Here is a 21,350-nt window from a genome sequence, read left to right on the forward strand (position 1 = left end):
CTGGCGATTAAACTGGCAGCCGCTCTTCATCGTGAAATGGAGATTGAGATCCCATTGCATATATTGTTTAGTTACCGATCTGTGTCTTTGCTAGCAGGATGGTTGGAGGATGGGCATTCTAAATGTGAATTGCTTCATCAATTAACGCCAAAATCAACAGCAACAGATAAATTGTTTATGGTTCATGCAGCGAATTGCGGTAGTGAGGTATATACTTCTTTGGCTAATGAATTATCTGATGTATATCACTGTATAGGTATCAATAATTATAATTTGCTGACGGAATATCCTATTAGTTCATTAGAAAAAATAGCTCAAGTCTATTTAGAATTGATTTTAACTGAAACTTCTATTGATAAACCTATCAGAATATTAGGATGGTCATTAGGAGGACAATTAGCGATGGAAATTGCATTTCAACTTGAACAGAATGGAGCAAAAGATATCGAGTTATTTTTATTAGATACAATAATAAATACCGAGGAGTTAAAAAGAGTAAAAAATCAAATGGATATGTCATATGTCATTAAGGCTGTTACAGAAAAACTACAACAGATGGGGGCTGAGGATACTTATATAAATAAAGTATTGGAAGCCATTCCTTTTGAAAATAAAATTATTAATTGCGACTTAAGTGGTAAATTAACGCATACAAAAATTATTCTATTTAAAGCAGGAAAAACTGATCAAAGTTACAAAGGAGAAATTGGGGTATTGGTAAATCAGTTAGTAGCCAAAATGCCGGATAATAATATTTCTGCCTGGGTTACTAATCCTTTAATGATTAAATTAATTGAACATTACTCTCACTCGGATATCATTGAAGCTACTTCCATTATTAAAGATGAAATCATTAATAAAAATTCAGTTAAGCAAGGTGTATCAATATTTACTGAATAAGTTTCAACACACTGTGTGACTACAATTAAATGATCCTCCAGAAGCAACGGTAATCAACTTCTGGGGGATTATCAGACCAGTTTCTCTGAATGACACTAACATTCCTCTATAGAAATATTAGCTAACCATATGATTTTAATATAATGTTTTTTGATTATATTAAGAATTTGTATTTGCAAATATTTTTTGATACATCTGATCAAAAAATACCACCTTAATAACTGAATAATTATCGAGCAAAAAAACTAATTTTTCGTCAGTGCTTAATTTCATACCTCTTTTTATTTAGTTTTTATGCATAAACATTGCATAAATTGAAGAAAAAATCATTTTTATAAATTGTGAAAAACATCATAAAGTAAATTTATTGTGATTTTATTGTGTTGACTTTGTTAAAAATCAAGGTAATGATTCGATCAATTGTTAACCAAAAGGGGTAATGAAAGGCATTGGAAGATTAATTTGAAAATTAAATGAAATATTTATCGAATGAATGAATTTAATTGGAAATCAATAGAATAATTAATAGAGAATAAGATTTTATCTATTAATTTGAAGAAATATTCTATTAAATAGGAATTCATAATCGCCTTTCTTGTTCATTTTTTCGAGGTAAAACAAATGTCGAAAACGATTCAGAGAAGTTGGTTTGATCAGTATATGGTTCCTTGTTTCTCACCGGCACCCTTTATTCCGGTCAGAGCTGAAGGTTCCAGAGTGTGGGATCAGGATGGAAAAGGATACATTGATTTTGCTGGAGGTATTGCTGTTAACGTATTGGGACATGCCAATAATGAATTAAAAGAAACGTTAAGCGCCCAAATGGAAAATCTCTGGCATATCGGTAATGGTTATACAAATGAACCTGTCCTAAAACTGGCAAAAGAGCTGGTTGAAACTACCTTTGCTGATAAGGTTTTTTTCTGTAATTCTGGTGCTGAAGCGAATGAGGCAGCACTGAAAATTGCCAGAAAATATGCTTTAGATAGATATGGCAGCCATAAAAACGAAATTATCTCATTTGAAAACTCTTTCCACGGCAGAACATTATTTACAGTAACAGTTGGGGGACAACCCAAATACTCACAAGATTTTGCCCCGCTTCCGCAACAAATTACCCATCTCCCTTATAACGATATTGAAACGATCAAAGCACATATTTCTGAAAAAACCTGTGCGGTTATTGTTGAACCCATTATTGGTGAAGGGGGAATTATTCCTGCTGATCAGGCATTCCTGAAGGCTTTAAGGGAATTGTGTGATCAACATCAGGCTCTGCTGATTTTTGACGAAATACAGACAGGAATTGGCCGCACGGGCTATCTGTATGCCTACGAAGAAGCAGGTGTTGAACCAGATATATTAACCAGTGCGAAAGGGCTAGGAGGGGGTTTCCCTATCGGGGCTATGCTGGTTAAACAGCATATTGCCGAGGTTTTCCAACCCGGTACACACGGTACAACATTCGGTGGTAACCCGTTGGCAGCCGCAGTTGCTCATAAGGTATTGAGTATAGTCAATCAGCGGGAATTCCTGGCAGGTGTGCAGGCGCGCCACCATGAATTTATCCGGCAGATATCCACTTTGAACCAACGTTACTTGCTGTTCAGTGAAATCCGTGGCAAGGGGTTACTGCTAGGGGCAGAGCTGGAGAAAAAATATCAGGGCAAGGCTAAGGTTCTGAACAATATCGCGGCGGAAGAAGGGTTAATTACTTTGATTGCCGGGCCGGATGTGCTGCGTTTTGCGCCGGCATTAAATATTGAACAACAGGATATCAACGAAGGCTTTGCCCGGCTTGAGAGCGCCCTCAAGCGATTTGTTCAGGAATAAAAGTAGTTTTGAGGTGATACCATGATGCTATTCAGATCCGTTCAACATAAAGATTTGGGGGATATCCTCAATCTCTCATCTTGTGCTGGAGTTGGTTTAACATCGTTGCCAAACAATCAGGAATACTTGGCATCCCGGATTTCACGCAGTATTGATTCATTTAATGATGCCCGCGGACGCTCACAGCAGGGATTCTTGTTTACTCTGGAAGACACGGAAAAGCATCGTGTTATTGGGGTGAGTGCGCTGGAAGTTGCGGTTGGGTTAGAGGAGCCTTTCTATAATTACCGGGTACAGAAATCGGTGCGCTCATCCCGCGAATTAGGTGTTTACAACGCCTTTGAAACGCTGATTGTTGGTCAGGATTATACCGGGTGCAGTGAATTGTGTACTTTGTTCCTTGATCCTACTTATCATGGAGGACGCAATGGTGTTTTCCTTTCCAGAAGTCGGTTCTTATTTATTTCGGCCTTTCGTCATCTTTTTCCGAAATCTATTTTTGCGGAAATGCGCGGAGTGGTAAATAAACAGGGAGAATCGCCATTCTGGAATGCTCTTGGGCAACACTTTTTCAATGTCCCTTTTGCACAGGCAGACTATTTAACCGGCATTGGTGCGAAAACATTTATTGCTGAATTAATGCCGTTCCATCCGATTTATGTCCCTCTGTTGCCTGAAGCGGCTCAACGGGCTATCGGTCAAGTCCATGAGAATACTGTACCAGCCCGTATCATTTTAGAAAAAGAAGGTTTTACCTATCACGATTTGGTCGATATTTTTGACGCCGGTGCCATTTTACAGGCTGATATTGATGAGGTACGAGCAGTAAAAGCAAGTCAGCTTGTATCTGTACAAAGATGCGAAAATGTTTCCAGACAGTGCAGCGGCAGACTATATATTGTCTCTAACCTGCATTTTCAGGATTTTAAAGCGTTGCTACTGAATATTCCTGATCCTGCTGGCATTAATTCATCAAATAATAACTCGTTAAATAATAACGTACTAAATAATAATGAACTGAGGCTGACTTCCGCAGAAATGGATGCACTTCAGGTGGCAGAAGGGGAATCAGTGCGCTGTGTTGCTCTTTTTTCAGAGGAAACTTCACAATGAATTATCAGGCAAATTACATTGATGGTAATTGGGTTGCAGGGCAAGGTGTGCTGCTCGTCAAATATTCGCCCTTTGATCAGACCGTTTTATGGCAAGCACATAGTGCTTCTGTTAATCAAGTGGATGAAGCCTGCCAGGCAGCCCGCAGAGCGTTTCCGCTATGGGCAAAACTGGCAGTTGAAAAGCGTATTGCTATTGTTCAGACGTTTGCTGCTTTATTAGCACAGGAAAAAGAAACAATTGCCCGTGTGATCAGTGAAGAAACCAGCAAACCGTTGTGGGAAACCCGGACGGAAGTTCAATCCATGATGGGTAAAGTTGCTATCTCCATTGAAGCATGGCAGCAACGAACAGGTTATTCTGAAACTACTATGCCGGATGGCAAAGCCATATTACAGCATCGTCCTCATGGTGTAATGGCAGTTTTCGGCCCTTACAATTTCCCAGGGCATTTACCTAATGGTCATATCGTTCCTGCATTAATCGCTGGTAACACATTAGTATTTAAACCAAGTGAGCTGGCCCCAATAACAGCAGAAAAAATCATGGCCTTATGGATCCGGGCGGGTTTGCCTGCGGGAGTATTAAATCTTGTTCAGGGAGGCAAAGATACTGGTGGTGCCTTACTGGATAACCGCGAGATTGACGGTGTATTGTTTACGGGCAGTGCAACAACCGGTTTTCATTTCCATCGTTTATTGGCCGGGCAACCGGAAAAAATGCTGGCGTTGGAGATGGGGGGCAACAATGCCTTGATCGTGGATGATTATGCGGATCTGGATGCAGCGGTGTATACCATCATTCAATCCGCATATATCTCCGCCGGGCAACGTTGTACTTGTGCCCGCAGATTGCTGGTAAGACGTGGAGAGAGGGGAGATGCACTGATCCGGCGGTTGGTCGAAGCAACACGTCAGATAGTTCCATCCCGTTGGGATGCCGATCCTCAACCTTTCATGGGGGGCGTTATCTCTTTGACTGCGGCAGAAAGTTTATTGGATGCTCAATCGCGATTAGTAGCATTAGGTGGCAACGCGCTGCTTACTTTAACACAGCCCGATCCTCACTCTACATTTATGACCCCTGGTATTGTCGATTTGACGGGGGTCAGTCAGGTTCCAGATGAAGAATATTTCGGTCCTCTGTTGACGTTGCAACGCTATGACGGTTTTGAGGAAGCTATTTCCATTGCTAATAACACTCGGTTTGGTCTGGCAGCGGGATTGATATCCCCTGATGAGCGTCTTTTTCAGCGTTTGTCTCAGGAAGTAAGAGCCGGAATCGTGAACTGGAATAAACCATTGACCGGCGCTTCCAGCCAGGCACCTTTTGGCGGGATTGGCGCATCAGGTAATCATCGCCCCAGTGCTTACTATGCCGCAGATTATTGTGCCTGGCCGATGGCATCTCTGGCGACAGATAAATTAGTTCTGCCTGATACCCCTGTGCCGGGGCTTGATTTTTTCCGCTCTTAATTTTTCTGATTAACATTATTTTCAATGAACAGCAGGAAGAGACGAGGTCATTATGTCGGGAATTGAAGCAAACTTTGATGGTTTGGTGGGCATGACACATCATTATGCCGGGTTGTCGATGGGTAATGAAGCCTCAATGAATCATCGTGGACAAGAGTCTAACCCTCGCAGAGCGGCACTTCAGGGGTTACTAAAAATGAAAGCATTGTCTGATATGGGATTGGTACAGGGGGTTTTGCCTCCGCAACAACGTCCTAATCTACCCGTCCTGCGGCAACTTGGGTTTACAGGCAATGATGAGCAGGTATTAAATAAAGCTGCACGTTATTCACCGTTATTATTATCCAATCTCAGTTCAGCTTCTGCCATGTGGGCAGCTAATGCCGCAACCGTTTCACCTTCTGCTGATAGTGCAGATCGGCGAGTTCACTTTACGGTAGCAAATTTGAATAACAAGCTGCATCGCTCACTGGAGAGTGCCACAACATCCCTGGCATTAAAGGCGGTCTTTTCTGATCAGAACTATTTTGTCCATCATGATCCGTTACCCCAACATGCTGACTGGGGCGATGAAGGTGCAGCAAATCACAATCGTTTTTGTGGTGAGTATGATGAAGCGGGAGTGCAGTTATTTGTTTATGGGCGTAGTGCCTTTCAGAACGGGATAACACCAGAACATTATCCTGCGCGGCAGACATTGGAAGCAAGTCAGGCCATCGCACGATTACATCAGCTTGAAGAGGCACAAACGGTCTTTGCTCAGCAGAATCCCATTGCTATTGACAGCGGAGTCTTCCATAACGATGTGATTGCAGTCAGTAACCGGAATGTTTTTTTCTGCCATGAGCAGGCATTTTTAAACCAGCAGTCAGTATTTGCTGAACTTGAGAAAAAACTGGCACATTTGGGGCAAACGTTGATCACAATTGAAGTACCGGCATCGCAAGTGACCATTCAGGATGCGGTAAGATCTTATCTTTTCAACAGTCAACTTTTGAGCCAGCCTGATGGCAATATGATGTTGATTTTGCCGGAAGAGTGCCGGCAAAATGCCAATGTCTCAGCGTATTTGCAGTCTCTGGTTGTGTCAGGGAATTCACCCATCAGTAAACTCCATTTCTTTGATTTGCGCGAAAGTATGCGTAACGGTGGTGGTCCGGCTTGTCTGCGGCTTCGGGTTGCCATGAAAGAGGAAGAATTAGCAGCAGTCAATCCGGCTGTACTGATGACCCCAGATTTGTACCTGCGTTTAACGGATTGGGTTGAACGCCATTATCGTGATGTTTTGTATGCCGGTGATCTGGCTGATCCTCAATTGTTAACAGAAGTCTATTTTGCTCTGGATGAATTAACTCAGATCCTCAATATCGGTTCTGTCTATGAATTTCAGCGTTAATCGGAGGACAGATGGATTTACTTTCGTTATTGCTTGAAAAGAAGCCACTTGGAAAAAATCTTGAGAACACGCTCAGCTTTCCGTCCTCATTAACAGCAGCATGGTTGGCGGAAGGGGTATTACAGCTAATTCCACAAGAGAGAAAAAACGATACATTGATTATTTCCGCAGGAATACATGGTAATGAAACGGCTCCTGTGGAAATTCTGCTCCAATTATTATCACAACTGGTGCAGGGAACTTTACCATTACAGCATAACTTATTGCTGATTTTCGGTAATGTGCCCGCCATGCGTGACAATAAGCGCTATATCCACAATGATCTCAATCGTATGTTTGGTGGGCGGTATCAGAATTTCCCTACCGGGATTGAATCAGAACGGGCGGCAGAATTGGAATCTGTGATACGGCGATTCTTTCAGGAGCCTGTAGTTATGACATCAACACAACGCTGGCATCTTGATTTGCATACCGCCATACGTGGTTCCTTTCATGAACAATTTGCTTTATTGCCTTTCCAACAGCGTGAGTATGCGGCTGATTTATTACAGTGGCTGGAGGGATGCGATATTGATGCACTGGTTTTCCATAAAAGTGAAGGCAGTACTTTCAGTCAATTTACCAGCCAATATTTCAACATGGACAGTTGTACGATGGAAATTGGCAAGGTGTATCCCTTTGGACAGAATGATCTGACTCATTTCAAAAATATCACGACGGCATTATATAATCTGGTAGCAGGTTCATTCTCTGTTAAACGGGAAAAACCAACAATCAAACGTTATCGCGTTATCGATTCAATTATCAAACAAGACAATAGCTTCCGGCTTCATATTTCAGAAGATACAAAAAACTTCACTGCCCTGCCGGATGGTTTTGAAATTGCCAGTCAGGAAAATCAATCTTGGGAAATTATTTCCCCGGCAAACTTTATTTTGTTCCCTAATGCCAATGTTGCCATTGGTCTGAGAGCGGGTCTGTTATTGGAGCAAATAATGTAATCAATTGATGTAAATTTATCATAAACAGAAACCGTGGAGGTTATTGATGACGAATATGGTAAAAACACCTGTAGAACAGCCCATAGGCGCACAGAAACTTCACCGTGGATTAGGAAAACGTCATGTCCAGTTAATAGCCATTGGTGGCGCTATCGGGACTGGACTATTCATGGGGACAGGGAAAACTATAGCTGTATCAGGCACTTCCATTATTCTGACTTACCTGTTGATCGGTTTTTTTGCTTTCATGGTTATGCGAGCAATGGGAGAACTCTTGCTCACTAAGCTGGATTACCGTACGTTCGCCGATTTTGTTGCTGATTATTTAGGGGAAAAAGCCAGTTATTTTCTCGGATGGACATATTGGATGAGCTGGGTAGTGAGCTGCATTGCCGATGTTGTGGTATGTGGTGGCTATATTCAGTACTGGTTTCCTGATATTTCCCTTTGGCTTACCGCGTTGTTTATTTTGGGGTTGATGTGTTTATGCAACTTTTTTACGGTGCGATTGTTCGGAGAGGCTGAATTCTGGTTTGCCATGATCAAAGTAGTGGCAATCATTGCACTGATTATTGTTGGGGTAGGGATGGTTGTTGTTGGCTGGACTTCACCTAATGGAGTCACAGCATCTGTTCGTCACCTGACTGAGCCAGCAGTCTTCTTGCCCAATGGTATAATCGGGTTTCTGGCAGGTTTTCAAATTGCTATTTTCTCTTTTACCGGCATTGAGCTGGTGGGGACTGTTGCGGCTGAAACGAAAGAGCCGGAAAAAATTTTACCAAAATCCATTAATAGTATTCCTATCCGTATCATTATCTTTTATGTATTTTCCATGATGTGTATTATTGCAGTCACTTCATGGCCGAATATTTCTCCGGAAGTCAGCCCATTTGTTACGTTGTTTGCATTAGCCGGATTACCAGCCGCAGCCGCAATCATTAATTTTGTGGCACTGACTTCAGCGATGTCCTCAGCAAACAGTGGATTGTACGCCTGTACCCGCATGTTGTATGGCTTGTCCACGGAAAAGCTGGCGCATGGTAAATTTGGTCTGCTTTCGGTGGGTAATGCAATCCCGATTTTCGGTCTGATATTCTCTGTTGTTTGTATGGCAAGTGGTGTACTTCTGCTGTTTATCATTCCCAATGTTATGAAGTTATTTACTATTGTTTCAACGGTGGCAGCCATCATGGTTGTTTATAGTTGGTGCATGATATTGCTTGCTTATCTGGCATACCGTAAGAAACGGCCTGATTTACACCAGGTTTCTGCCTATAAAATGCCAATGGGTATTCCGATGACATGGTGTACCCTGATATTTTTTGCTTTCACAGTAGTGATTATGATCTTTGATTATGATACACGTATTGCATTGTATGGCACACCTATCTGGTTTCTGATATTGGAAATTTTATGGCGTATGCGGAAAAAACATAAGTAGTATAAAATCAGTGGAGTTTATTGATTAGCTGAGGTTGCCATTTATTTTAATTGAAATTGATTATATCCCTTGTTTAAAAATAATGATTGTGAATATAGAAATTCGTGAGATTGTGCTTTACTATTGAATCTGTGTTTAATGAATTACACAGATTTGGAAATAAAAAATATTAACCTATTAATTAAAATTAATTATTCTATGTTATTAAACTATTTGAGAATCTGTTTATAGTAATTTTATATTGTTAATCACAAAAATTAAATTTTAATTAGTATTATTGTGTGGGTGTGTATTATGAAATTTAATTTAGAGTCTTTTAATGCCAGGTGGTTTCTTGTGATAAAGGAAGTATCTTTTTCAGAGGGAATAATGGTTGCTAGAAATATAGAAAGAAATATTAAAAAAGAATGGTTATATGAACCTAATAAAGGTGAGAAAATCATGGACTTCCAAAAAGATTGGAATGAAAGATGCCATGCTACACTGTGTATGATTCGATCTTCACAGTCTTTTTTACAGAGCTGCTTTTTGAATCCTCTGAGCAAGAAAATATTTGTTGTTTTGTGGCTTATATTGACGGTGCACCTATAGGTATATTGATATTTTCTTGGAAAGAAGAATCTCCTAGAGTTAAAAATTTGTTAACTCATCCCGGTTGTCGTGATTGTGGTGTTTTATTGATGGAAAAGGCTGTCAATAAATCAAAAGAATATGGAAGAAATGGAAAAGTGAGTCTTTCACCTTTTAGTGGTTCAGAGCAAGCTTATTTACGTATGGGTTTTGATTATTGTGGAAAAAACGAGATGATACTTGAACCTAATAAAAGTAATCTATGGCTTTTGATGGATGGGGAATATACTTTCAAGGGCACTATATAGGAATTCAAACTGATACTAACAATAAATTTCAGAATAATTTAGTCATGTTTTGCTGGAAAAGTATTCCCAGGTAGCCCGATCGGGCCGCTTAGAGATGACTTCTGCTATATTATTTTTCCAGACGTATAGTTTGTACGGTCCCCCATCTTTAAGCCGGGACCGTACAAGACAAGTCACCTAAAAATTAGGCGTTTTCTTGTTGAGTTGCCTGAATAGCAGTCAGTGCAACGGTATAAACGATGTCATCAACCAGTGCGCCACGGGACAGGTCGTTAACAGGTTTACGCATACCTTGCAGCATTGGCCCGATAGAAACCAGATCCGCAGAGCGCTGTACCGCCTTATAAGTGGTGTTACCGGTGTTCAGATCCGGGAAGATGAACACGGTAGCCTGACCAGCAACCGGAGAGTTTGGTGCTTTGGATTTTGCGACGTCTGCCATGATAGCCGCATCGTACTGCAATGGACCGTCAATGATCAGATCCGGGCGTTTTTCCTGGGCCAGGCGAGTTGCTTCACGAACTTTCTCTACATCGCTGCCAGCACCAGAATTGCCGGTGGAGTAGGAGATCATGGCAACGCGAGGCTCGATACCAAATGCTTTGGCAGAATCTGCGGACTGAATCGCGATTTCAGACAGTTGCTCTGCGGTTGGATCCGGGTTGATTGCACAGTCACCGTAAACCAGTACTTGTTCTGGCAGCAACATAAAGAATACAGAAGAGACCAGAGAGCTGTTTGGTGCAGTTTTAATTAACTGTAATGGTGGCCGGATAGTGTTTGCCGTTGTGTGAACAGCACCGGAAACCAGACCATCAACTTCGCTTTGTTCCAGCATCATTGTGCCCAGAACAACGTTGTCTTCCAGTTGTTCACGGGCAACAACTTCGGTCATGCCTTTGTTTTTACGCAGTTCAACCAGACGTGGAACATAACGTTCACGCACAGAAGCCGGATTAACGATTTCAACGCCAGCACCCAGTTCAATACCCTGAGCGGCTGCCACACGGCGGATTTCTTCTGGATCACCGAGCAGAATACATTCAGCGATACCACGCTCAGCACAGATAGACGCCGCTTTAACCGTACGTGGCTCATCGCCTTCCGGCAGAACGATACGTTTGCCAGCCTGACGTGCCAGTTCGGTCAACTGGTAACGGAATGCGGGTGGGGACAGGCGATTCGGACGTTCAGAAGCGGCTGCCAGGGAATCAATCCACTCGTTGCTGATGTGCTGTGCAACGTAGTTTTGCAGTTTTTCAATACGCTCATGGTCATCCGCAGGAACTTCCAGACTGAAACTTTGCAGGTTCAGGGAAGTCTGCCAGGTATTGGTGTTCACGGTGAATACAGGCAGACCAGTGCTGAAGGCACGTTCACACAGTTCGCGGATGGAGTCATCAATCTTATAACCACCAGTCAGCAAAACCGCACCAACTTCAACACCGTTCATGGCGGCCAGACAAGCAGTGATCAGAACATCAGGACGGTCTGCTGAAGTTACCAGCAGAGAGCCAGGACGGAAGTATTCCAGCATGTTAGGAATACTGCGGGCACAGAAAGTCACAGATTTAATACGGCGGGTCTGGATAGCCCCTTCGTTGATAATGTCTGCTTTCAGGTGTTTTGCCATGTCAATCGCACGGGTGGCGATCAGATCGAAATTCCAGGGAATGCAGCCGAGAATTGGGAGTGGGCTGTTTTTGAATGCAGTTTTCGGATCAACATGAGTAACAGTGGCTTTTGTTGCTTCGTCGAAGATTTCGGACAGGTCAGGACGAGTACGGCCTTGCTCATCAACCGGGGCATTCAGCTTGTTGACAATGACACCGATAATGTTCTTGTTCTTGCTTCCACCGTATTCTGCGCGGCTTAGTTCAATCTGTTCTTTTAATTGTTCCGGGGAATGAGTACCCAGAGCAGTAACGAAGACAATTTCAGCATTCAGTGTTTTGGCAATTTCATAGTTCAGAGACTGCGCAAATGGATGTTTACGAGTCGGAACCAAACCTTCGATCAGAACCACTTCTGCGTCTTTAGTGTTAGCGTGGTAACGAGCCACGATCTCTTCCATCAGCACATCTTTTTTATTGGTGGTCAGAAGAGATTCCACATAAGCCATTTCCAAGGGCTCAGCAGCGTGAATGCTGGAGTGAGAACGAATAATTGTCGTGGTTCTGTCTTGGGAACCGCTACTGCGTTGTTGCGCGATAGGTTTAAAGACACTCAGGCGAACGCCTTTTTGCTCCATGGAGCGGATTACCCCCAGGCTGACACTGGTTAAACCAATGCTGGTGCCAGTCGGGATCAACATAATTGTACGGGACACGGAAACCTCTTTAACGGTTGCTCGTTAGTCAATCAACATGATGTAAATGCGATAAACAACCACCAGCAATGCTGGCGGTTATAAGAAGTCATTTGCTTATGCAGTCAGGCGCGCTGAGTCCTGAGCGATCACCAATTCTTCATTGGTTGGGATCACCAGAGCAGGACGGCTGTTATCAGTTGTGATCACGCCATCTTTACCGAAACGAGCAGCAAGGTTACGCTCGTGATCGTATTCAAAACCTAGCAGAGCCACTTTTTTCAGCGTCAACTCACGAACCAGAGCAGAGTTTTCACCGATGCCGCCAGTGAAGATGACTGCATCCAGACGACCTTCCATCAATGCACCGTAAGCACCAATATATTTCGCCAGACGGTGGCAGTAAACATCCATTGCACGTTTTGCATCTGCTTTAGTTTCGTAGTTATCTTCTACATAACGGCAGTCGCTAGTGACTTCAGTCAGACCCAGGAAACCGGATTCTTTGGTCAACAGGGTATTGATCTGGTCAACACTCATGCCCATTGCGTCATGCAGGTGGAATACGATAGCTGGGTCGATGTCACCGCTGCGAGTCCCCATAACCAGACCTTCCAGTGGAGTCAGACCCATAGAAGTATCAACACACTTACCATTGACAATAGCAGAAACAGAGCCACCATTACCCAAGTGGCAGGTGATAACATTCAGTTCTTCAACAGGCTTGTTCAACATTTTAGCTGCTTCACGGGAAACATAGAAATGGCTAGTACCGTGTGCACCGTAACGGCGGATGCCATGCTCTTTGTACAGATTATATGGCAGTGCATACAGATATGCTTCTTCAGGCATAGACTGGTGGAATGCGGTATCAAATACAGCAATGTTTTTCTCAACCAGATGAGGGAAGGCATTTTTCGCTTCTGCGATACCGATCAGGTGTGCAGGGTTGTGCAGTGGTGCGAATGGGATCGCCGCTTCGATGCCTTTGATAACTTCATCAGTGATAATCACAGAAGAAGTGAATTTTTCACCACCGTGAACGATACGGTGACCGATGGCTGAAATTTGCTCAGAAAGTTCTGGCTTTTCAGATAAAATCGTATTAACAATGAAGTTCAGAGCTTCACTGTGTGCTGCGCCGGCACCTAAAGCAGCTTCGTTTTTCGCTCCATCTATTTTCCATTTAATACGCGCTTCTGGCAGACCGAAACATTCAGCCAAACCAGAGAGATATTCTTCACCATTGGCAGGATCGATGATAGCGAATTTCAGAGAGGAGCTACCGCAATTAAGAACCAGTACCAGCTTACTTGACATGGAATTACCTATTATCTTGTTGTGATCTAATCTTAAAGAAGAAAAGTGTTAAAAAAATGAAGCAATTTATTAACAAACGAACCAAAATGTTGCGAAAACAGGCGGTCTTTCTGTTTTGTTACTGCACCAACACAAAAGTCTGTGTAGGATACCGTTTGCCAGCAATAAAGACAAAATATACTTAATACTACAAAAAAGATTTTATCTTTTGTAGAGATTTTTTAAAAACTATGCTTTTAATTGATTGAGGTCATGATGAATATGACACCACCTGTCAACCAGGGTTGGTTTAAAAGAGTCCAATTAGGGCAACAATATCTAAAAATATGGCCACTGGAAAAACAGCTTGCTCCTGTGTTTCCGGAAAACCGCGTGATTAAAGCGACTCGCTTTGGCATTCGCTTTATGCCGCCATTGGCGATCTTTACCTTAACCTGGCAAATCGCATTGGGTGGGCAGTTAGGGCCATCTGTTGCGACAGCACTATTTGCCTGTAGCCTGCCATTACAGGGGTTATGGTGGCTAGGAAAACGGGCAGCAACGCCTTTGCCTGAAAGTTTGCTGAAATGGTTTTACGAAATTCGTGAGAAATTTGCTGAAGCCGGGATCGCAATGATGCCAGTAGAAAGCACGCCGACTTACTTATCACTGGCTGAATTGCTGAAACGGGCGTTCAAACAGTTGGATAACTTTTTCCTTGATGATATTTAAACCGTCAGAGTCCATTCTGGCCTGACGGTTTTTGAATCAGTTGTCTAATAAATTCCCCATTCAGGATTTTTTCGCTATCTTGCCTATGTAGATTTTCATTCAGGTTTTTTGCTTTTGCTTACTATACCAATCTAACTTCAAGATGCGTGTGATTTCTCCCCGCGAAGCGAGGAGAAATCAGGTTTCATATATAGTGTTGTAAATTGCAACTTGAAGTTTAATGCGTATATCACCTGAATATTGTTGAAATATACCAGATGATTAACAGATGACTGCATTTGAAGGAGTTGGGTTTTGGTACTGAAATGTAGAGGTTTTTTATTTGATTTGGATGGCACGCTGATTGATTCATTGCCTGCGGTTGAGCGAGCGTGGATTAAGTTCGCTGATAAGATGGGTATCGACCGTGATGAAGTCCTGAACTATGTTCATGGTACTCCGGCGATATTATCATTACGCCATTTTATGCCTGATGCTACGGAAGAAGAGATTGACAGTACGTTCAGGTGGATTGAAAAACTCGAAACGGAAGATACGGAAGGTATTGCCGCTTTACCCGGTGCCATTGCTTTGATTGATAAACTGAATGCGCTGGATATTCCGTGGGCAATTGTGACATCAGGGACTGTTCCTCTTGCGTCTGCCCGCCATAAAGTGGCGGAGTTACCAGAACCGGCTCATTGGGTAACGGCTGAATCCGTCAAGATCGGCAAACCAAATCCCGAACCTTATTTGTTGGGGGCGCACAAATTGGGGTTGTTGCCGGAAGAGTGTGTGGTTTTTGAAGATGCAGCGGCGGGGGTTCATGCCGGGTTGGATGCAGGCTGTCAGGTTGTTGTCGTTCATGACTCATCGGATATTCCACGCAGAGATGAGATTCATATGACTATCACGAATCTGGAAGATATCGAAATTGTTAAATCTGGGGGTTATGTAACGATTTATGCGATGAATCAGGGAGTTTGTTGATCCACACCGAGGTTTTTTTCTGACAAAACTGGTTTACTGACTCTATTCATACCCTATGGTAATAGGTTTTTGTTGATAATACCCGGCCTGACTGTTGGCAGGTCGGCTTTTCTGATAGAGGCCGTATTGAATAGCGAACTGTTGTGGGTATTGACCCTGTTATTGATAGCCATTGTTCTTTTCACGACCAATAAAGTCAGAATGGATGTCGTGGCTTTACTGGTGATTATTGCTTTTGTCCTGAGTGGTACGCTCTCCTTAAATGAAGCTACAATTGGTTTCAGCGATCCCAATGTCTTGTTGATTGCAGCGCTGTTTGTTATCGGCGAAGGGCTGGTAAGGACGGGTGTTGCTTATCAGATGGGAGATTGGCTAGTTCGGGTTGCAGGTAATAGCGAAACCAGAATGCTGGCTTTATTGATGTTGTCAGTTGCGGGACTAGGGGCTTTTATGAGCTCCACAGGTGTTGTTGCTATTTTCATTCCGGTCGTTTTAAGTGTCGCGGCCAGAATGCAGACTTCACCGGGGCGGTTAATGATGCCATTAGGGTTCGCTGGCCTGATCAGTGGCATGATGACACTGGTTGCGACGCCTCCCAATATGGTGGTGAATAGTGAGTTAGTACGCGAAGGGTTACACAGCTTTGGTTTTTTCTCTATTACACCTATCGGTATTTTAGTTTTGTTGGCGGGGATCGTTTATATGCTGATTGTCCGCCGTTGGCTAGGAAGCAAAACTCCCCATAAAACGGATGAGCGTTACCATCGTTCATTTCGTGATCTCATCCATGACTATAAATTATCCGGGCGTGCCCGTCGTCTTGCTATCCGGCAACATTCACCATTGATTGGTCATTCACTGGATGAATTGGGATTACGTGCGCGCTATGGGGCTAATGTTATCGGCATTGAGCGTTGGCGGAAATTCCGTCGGGTCATGGTCGCTGCAACCGGCGAAACGGAATTACGGCAACAGGATGTTCTGCTGGTGGATATGTCTGATAGTGATGTGGATTTGCGGCAATTTTGTAGCGAACAACTGTTAGAACCTATGATATTGCGCGGGGAATATTTCTCTGATCAATCCCGCGATGTCGGCATGGCAGAAATATCTGTGATCCCTGAATCGGATTTGTTGGGACAATCGTTGCGCAGCATGAAATTCCGTACGCGCTACGGGCTGAACGTAGTAGGGATCCGACGCAGTAGTAAGGCATTGGTCGGTAAGTTGGTTGATGAACCGCTGCTGCTTGGTGATACGTTGCTGGTCATCGGTGACTGGAAGTTAGTGCGGGAACTGAAAACCAAAGCGCCTGATTTTATCGTGCTGAATTTGCCCGTTGAAGTGGAAAGCGCTGCACCGGCAGCATCTCAGGCACCTCATGCGCTGTTTTATCTTGTTTTAATGGTGGCAATGATGTTGACCAATGAAATTCCCAATTTTATTGCCGCCTTGATTGCCTGTCTGTTAATGGGAAAATTTCGTTGCATTGACATGGAAAGTGCTTATCGTGCCATCCATTGGCCAAGTCTCATTCTGATTGTTGGTATGATGCCATTTGCATTGGCATTACAAAAAACCGGTGGGATTGATTTAATTGTCAGTGGATTAATGGATATCGCGGGTAATATGGGGCCACGAGCTATGCTGATATGCCTGTTTGTGCTTTGTGCCATTATTGGATTATTTATTTCCAATACCGCAACAGCTGTGCTGATGGCACCTATTGCCATTGCTGCCGCGAAAGAGATGTCGGTCTCTCCTCTGCCTTTTGCGATGATAATTGGGGTAGCGGCTTCAGCGGCGTTCATGACTCCGGTTTCTTCTCCCGTCAATACATTGATATTAGGGCCGGGAGGATATCGATTTGCTGATTTCTTGAAACTGGGGGTGCCTTTTACATTCATTGTACTGGGGATCAGTGTGACAATTATTCCCGTTCTTTTTCCGTTCTGATGTCGTATCTGGCAGCTTCGCGAAAACGTGAAGCTGCCCGGTCGTTTTTACAGGCTAATTTCATCAAGAGAAAGGTTGAAACTTGGAACAAATACGGTTATGAAATAATCCATTTCCTGACTATGACGTTTTTCTAATGTTTTCTCTAACCTGATTTTTGCTTGATTGAATTCAGAATTTCCAGCCGATAATTCTTCCAAACATTTTAAATAAGCACATAACGCATCAGCTTGTTTAATAATATTAGTTTCTTCTTCAATATGATATTGATCGTCTAAAATCGGGCGAAAATCATTTTGTAATTCAATCGGTAACATATCTAATAATTTATGTTGGGCGATCTTTTCTATTTTTTTATATTCATGGGCAATTTGAGGATTGTAGTATTTTATTGGCGTTGGTAAATCACCAGTAATAACCTCACTGGCATCATGATACATTGCTAATATTGCGATCCGTTCAGCGTTAATATTACCACCAAATTTACGGTTTTTTATTATCGCTAGTGCATGTGCAACAAATGCAACCTGTAAACTGTGTTCTGAAACGTTTTCCGTACGTACGTTTCGCATAAGAGGCCAACGATTAATCAATTTCAGGCGAGATAATTGGGCGAAAAAATGACTCATAATTTTCTCTTGCTATGGAACAACATGATTATGATTGTGGGTGTTGGCTGGACGGAAGTAAACCATTTGCGGTTGAAAAAGACAGTGTCATACGTTTCATGCTTCAAGTTGCAGCTTTGTTAGCTGCATCTTGAAATCCATTGGGTTTAGTCATTTTTTAATGTTTATTGGTGATATTTACCAATAAAACGGGCAAATTTCTCAATAGCCATTTGCAGATCTGCGATATGTGGCAGGGTAACAATGCGGAAATGGTCTGGTTCTGGCCAGTTAAATGCAGTTCCCTGAACCAGTAACACTTTTTCTTGTAATAAAAGATCCAAGACCATTTTCTGGTCATCATAAATATTGAAACGTTTGGTATCAATCTTAGGGAACATATATAAAGCCCCCATGGGTTTCACACAGGAAATTCCGGGGATTTGGTTAATCAGTTCCCAGGCATGATTGCGCTGTTCATAGAGACGTCCTCCCGGAAAAATGAACTCACTGATGCTTTGATAGCCACCTAATGCAGTTTGAATTGCATGTTGCATCGGGACGTTGGCGCAAAGGCGCATAGATGCCAACATTTCCAACCCTTCAATGTAGCCTTTTGCCTGTTTTTTCGGGCCATTCAGCACCATCCAACCCTGACGGAATCCCGCAACACGATAGGTTTTTGACAAGCCATTAAAGGTGACGGTAAAAAGATCTGGTGCCAGTGCGGCGATGGAATGATGTTGAGCATCGTCGTATAGGATCTTGTCGTAAATTTCGTCAGCGAAAATAATCAGATTATGCTGGCGGGCAATTTCCACAATTTCCAGCAGGATTTCTTTACTGTATACCGCTCCTGTCGGGTTGTTCGGGTTAATAATGACAATACCGCGGGTACGCGGTGTGATTTTACGGCGGATATCATCTAAATCAGGGAACCAGCCTTGTTGTTCATCACATAAATAGTGGACAGATTTGCCGCTGGAAAGAGAAACGGCGGCTGTCCAGAGTGGATAATCAGGGGCCGGAACCAGCATTTCATCGCCGGTATTGAGCAAGGCCTGCATAGACTGAACAATAAGTTCAGAAACACCGTTACCAATAAAGATATCTTCAACGGTAATATCCAGCATATTTCGGGCTTGATAGTGTTGCATAATTGCCTTACGCGCAGAGTACAAACCTTTTGAGTCAGAATAGCCCTGAGCTGTTGGCAGGTTGCGGATAACATCAACTAAAATTTCATCAGGTGCTTCGAAACCAAATGGTGCCGGATTACCAATGTTTAATTTCAGTACCTTATTCCCTTCCTCTTCAAGCCGTTTGGCTTCTTTGAGTGTATTACCTCGGATGTCATAGCAGACATTATCTAATTTGCTGGATTTATTAATGGAAAACATACGGTGCCTTAACCTTTCTCTGGGCAAAAAGTGGATCTTATCCGGCCTACAAAATGTGATGTTCAATGTACTCCTCTCTGTCAATCTTTTGAAGAGCCTCTGATATCTTTGGTGAAAATGGTTGTTTTAACGTCTAATGTATAAGTCTGCTATCTAAAAACATCAGTTTAATTGGATTATAGTTTCAATTGTTTTTTTTATATCAGATTTTAATTCTGAATAATGGACTGTTTTTAGTTGGCTGACAGAGATGAGAGAGTATCTGGTACTGATTTTTTAACCTAAAAACAGAAATGCAATCTGAATTGTCAATAAAAGTAAGATAATTTGTATAATGTATTCTTATAATTTATCTTTGCCGACATAAAATTAATTAAGGGTTTTATCATAGATACTTTGGCAATGTTTTTGAATTTTTACCCGTAACATTTTCATGACTTTTCGATAAAAATATTAATTCATTAAAAATACTAATATTGCTTGGTTTGGTTAAGTTTTCCGAATTGAAGTTATGTTATTCTTTGAGGCAAGTCAGAAAAAGACTATTTGTACTGGAAATTGATGGTTATGTGAGGTAAATAGGTTTTTGTTTGTGTATTAATTTAGAGATTGCATAAATTTTGTTAAGAAAGGAGAAAATAAAACCCATGAAGATATAAATAGTAAAAAAATGCAGTAAACCTTTGCCCTCTTTAATAGAGTAGAGTAATGTCAGAATCGGTATTATTTTATTTGATACTGCTGAAGTAAAAACACCAGGTTAGTTAGTAATTAAAATCAAAAAAAAGTGATGAATAAACAATGATAAATGCAAATCGTCAGATAATAAACCTCGATCTCGATCTGCTAAGAACTTTCGTTGCCGTTGCTGACTTAAATACTTTTGCAGCAGCAGCAGCAGCAGTTTGTAGAACGCAGTCGGCTGTCAGTCAGCAAATGCAACGTTTGGAGCACCTTGTGGGGAGAGAATTATTTGCTCGCCACGGTCGTAATAAGCTTCTTACCGAGCACGGGCTTCAACTTCTTGGTTATGCGCGCCAAATCCTGCGTGCTAATGACGATGCTACCGCATCATTAACATACAATGATGCAGACGGTGAGCTCAGGATAGGAGCGTCTGATGACACAGTTGATACTCTCCTGCCTTTCCTGTTGAACCGTATTGCTTCTGTCTATCCGCGTATAGCTGTTGATGTGCGTATTAAACGTAGTCAGTTTATTGAGAGTATGCTGGATAACCATGAAATTGATTTAGCATTAACCACAGCAAAAATTAATCATCATCCTAGTACTGTATTACGTTCTTCGCCTGTACTGTGGCATTGTGCACCAGATTTCCAGTTACAGATGAATGAGCCTGTCCCTTTAGTCGTAATGGACGAAACCAACACATTCCGTCAGATTGCGCTTGAAACACTAGATATGAGTGGTATTCCATGGCGTATTGCTTATGAAGCCGCTTCTTTATCTGCTGTTCGTTCTGCCGTCAATGCAGAGGTTGGCATTACTGCTCGTCCTTTGGAAATGCAGAACGCAGATTTAAGAATTTTGGGAGAAAGTGAAGGGCTACCACGTTTACCTGAAATACAATTCTTTTTATATCGCAACAGTAACGAACAAAATGAATCTGTCCTGACTGTTTTTGATGCTATACAAAATAAGAAAACACCTTATACCGTGACATCAGTTGAATCCAATGAAACAGACGATATAGATGAGTCTGTTGAATCTACTGAAGAGTCTTCGGTCGAAAATATAAACGAGTAATATTACGTGTGTTTTATAGGCTAATATTTCCATTTTATTTGTGGAAATATTAGCCTGTTTCTAAATTGCTATTAATAATCCTTTCACGTTTTCATTCCCATTTCTGATATTTACCATCAGAAATATCCTCTATTAATTTTCTTATCCCTTTCGAATTTTAGTTAAAACAATGTTGTTTTGTTAACAACTTTCGTTTTTTAAATTGATAAGATAAATCTATTTTTAGAAATAGTTGTGTTATTGAACTTCAATCGTTTCTTTTTGAAACAATTTA

At 42.1% G+C, this 21,350-nt stretch carries 16 protein-coding genes; 12 read left to right on the plus strand and 4 right to left on the minus strand.

The features are described from left to right. From AAC147_RS14295 to AAC147_RS14330, 8 genes are all read left to right on the plus strand, one after another. The coding region (locus tag AAC147_RS14295; RefSeq protein WP_047682285.1) for a thioesterase domain-containing protein at positions 1 to 900 on the plus strand (900 nt) is incomplete at its 5' end. 621 nt (positions 901 to 1,521) lie between these two features. Next, complete coding sequence (locus tag AAC147_RS14300) at positions 1,522 to 2,733, plus strand: aspartate aminotransferase family protein (protein WP_047682287.1); 1,212 nt, start codon at positions 1,522 to 1,524, stop codon at positions 2,731 to 2,733. 21 nt (positions 2,734 to 2,754) lie between these two features. After that, positions 2,755 to 3,846 (plus strand): arginine N-succinyltransferase, encoded by a 1,092-nt coding sequence (astA, locus tag AAC147_RS14305; RefSeq protein ID WP_047682289.1) that lies wholly within the window; start codon positions 2,755 to 2,757, stop codon positions 3,844 to 3,846. After that, entirely contained in the window at positions 3,843 to 5,321 is a 1,479-nt protein-coding gene (gene astD / locus AAC147_RS14310; RefSeq protein ID WP_047682291.1) for a succinylglutamate-semialdehyde dehydrogenase, read from the plus strand. Before astA ends, astD begins: the two co-directional genes overlap by 4 nt. Before the next feature lie 52 nt (positions 5,322 to 5,373). Further along, positions 5,374 to 6,717, plus strand: a complete 1,344-nt coding sequence (gene astB / locus AAC147_RS14315) for an N-succinylarginine dihydrolase (protein ID WP_047682293.1) — start codon at positions 5,374 to 5,376, stop codon at positions 6,715 to 6,717. A gap of 11 nt (positions 6,718 to 6,728) precedes the next feature. Continuing rightward, positions 6,729 to 7,718, plus strand: coding sequence for a succinylglutamate desuccinylase (gene astE / locus AAC147_RS14320; RefSeq protein WP_047682295.1), 990 nt, complete (start codon positions 6,729 to 6,731; stop codon positions 7,716 to 7,718). 46 nt (positions 7,719 to 7,764) lie between these two features. Beyond that, positions 7,765 to 9,159, plus strand: coding sequence for an amino acid permease (locus AAC147_RS14325; RefSeq protein ID WP_052189565.1), 1,395 nt, complete (start codon positions 7,765 to 7,767; stop codon positions 9,157 to 9,159). 470 nt (positions 9,160 to 9,629) lie between these two features. Continuing rightward, a complete protein-coding gene (locus AAC147_RS14330; RefSeq protein WP_047682297.1) occupies positions 9,630 to 10,037 on the plus strand; it encodes a GNAT family N-acetyltransferase in 408 nt (135 codons plus the stop codon). Between the two features lie 184 nt (positions 10,038 to 10,221). Here AAC147_RS14330 and pta read toward each other — a convergent pair whose 3' ends face one another. Both pta and ackA read right to left on the minus strand, forming a co-directional pair. Next, positions 10,222 to 12,366 carry a phosphate acetyltransferase gene (gene pta, locus AAC147_RS14335; protein WP_047682299.1) on the minus strand — a complete coding sequence of 715 codons (2,145 nt, stop codon included), beginning with the start codon at positions 12,364 to 12,366 and terminating at the stop codon, positions 10,222 to 10,224. 96 nt (positions 12,367 to 12,462) lie between these two features. Beyond that, positions 12,463 to 13,665, minus strand: a complete 1,203-nt coding sequence (gene ackA / locus AAC147_RS14340) for an acetate kinase (RefSeq protein ID WP_047682301.1) — start codon at positions 13,663 to 13,665, stop codon at positions 12,463 to 12,465. Between the two features lie 255 nt (positions 13,666 to 13,920). Here ackA and yfbV point away from each other — a divergent pair, with 255 nt between their 5' ends. The 3 genes from yfbV to AAC147_RS14355 all read left to right on the plus strand — a co-directional run bounded on the left by yfbV (position 13,921) and on the right by AAC147_RS14355 (position 17,301). Next, the gene (gene yfbV, locus AAC147_RS14345; protein WP_047682302.1) at positions 13,921 to 14,376 is read left to right on the plus strand and encodes a terminus macrodomain insulation protein YfbV; all 456 of its coding nucleotides are present in this window, start codon (positions 13,921 to 13,923) and stop codon (positions 14,374 to 14,376) included. Between the two features lie 294 nt (positions 14,377 to 14,670). Continuing rightward, on the plus strand, positions 14,671 to 15,345 hold the full coding sequence (locus AAC147_RS14350; RefSeq protein ID WP_047682304.1) for a sugar phosphatase: 675 nt from the start codon (positions 14,671 to 14,673) through the stop codon (positions 15,343 to 15,345). Positions 15,346 to 15,471: 126 nt separating this feature from the next. After that, positions 15,472 to 17,301, plus strand: coding sequence for an SLC13 family permease (locus tag AAC147_RS14355; RefSeq protein ID WP_047682385.1), 1,830 nt, complete (start codon positions 15,472 to 15,474; stop codon positions 17,299 to 17,301). A gap of 47 nt (positions 17,302 to 17,348) precedes the next feature. Here the strand turns inward: AAC147_RS14355 and yfbR are convergent, their stop codons facing one another. Next, positions 17,349 to 17,930 (minus strand): 5'-deoxynucleotidase, encoded by a 582-nt coding sequence (gene yfbR / locus AAC147_RS14360; protein ID WP_047682306.1) that lies wholly within the window; start codon positions 17,928 to 17,930, stop codon positions 17,349 to 17,351. 164 nt (positions 17,931 to 18,094) lie between these two features. Beyond that, positions 18,095 to 19,309 carry a pyridoxal phosphate-dependent aminotransferase gene (locus AAC147_RS14365; RefSeq protein WP_047682310.1) on the minus strand — a complete coding sequence of 405 codons (1,215 nt, stop codon included), beginning with the start codon at positions 19,307 to 19,309 and terminating at the stop codon, positions 18,095 to 18,097. An 801-nt stretch (positions 19,310 to 20,110) separates the two neighbouring features. Here AAC147_RS14365 and hexA point away from each other — a divergent pair. Next, the gene (gene hexA / locus AAC147_RS14370; RefSeq protein ID WP_047682312.1) at positions 20,111 to 21,076 is read left to right on the plus strand and encodes a transcriptional regulator HexA; all 966 of its coding nucleotides are present in this window, start codon (positions 20,111 to 20,113) and stop codon (positions 21,074 to 21,076) included. Positions 21,077 to 21,350 lie beyond the last annotated feature (274 nt).

The organism is Xenorhabdus sp. NBAII XenSa04 (assembly GCF_963866145.1).
Taxonomy (GTDB): domain Bacteria; phylum Pseudomonadota; class Gammaproteobacteria; order Enterobacterales; family Enterobacteriaceae; genus Xenorhabdus; species Xenorhabdus indica.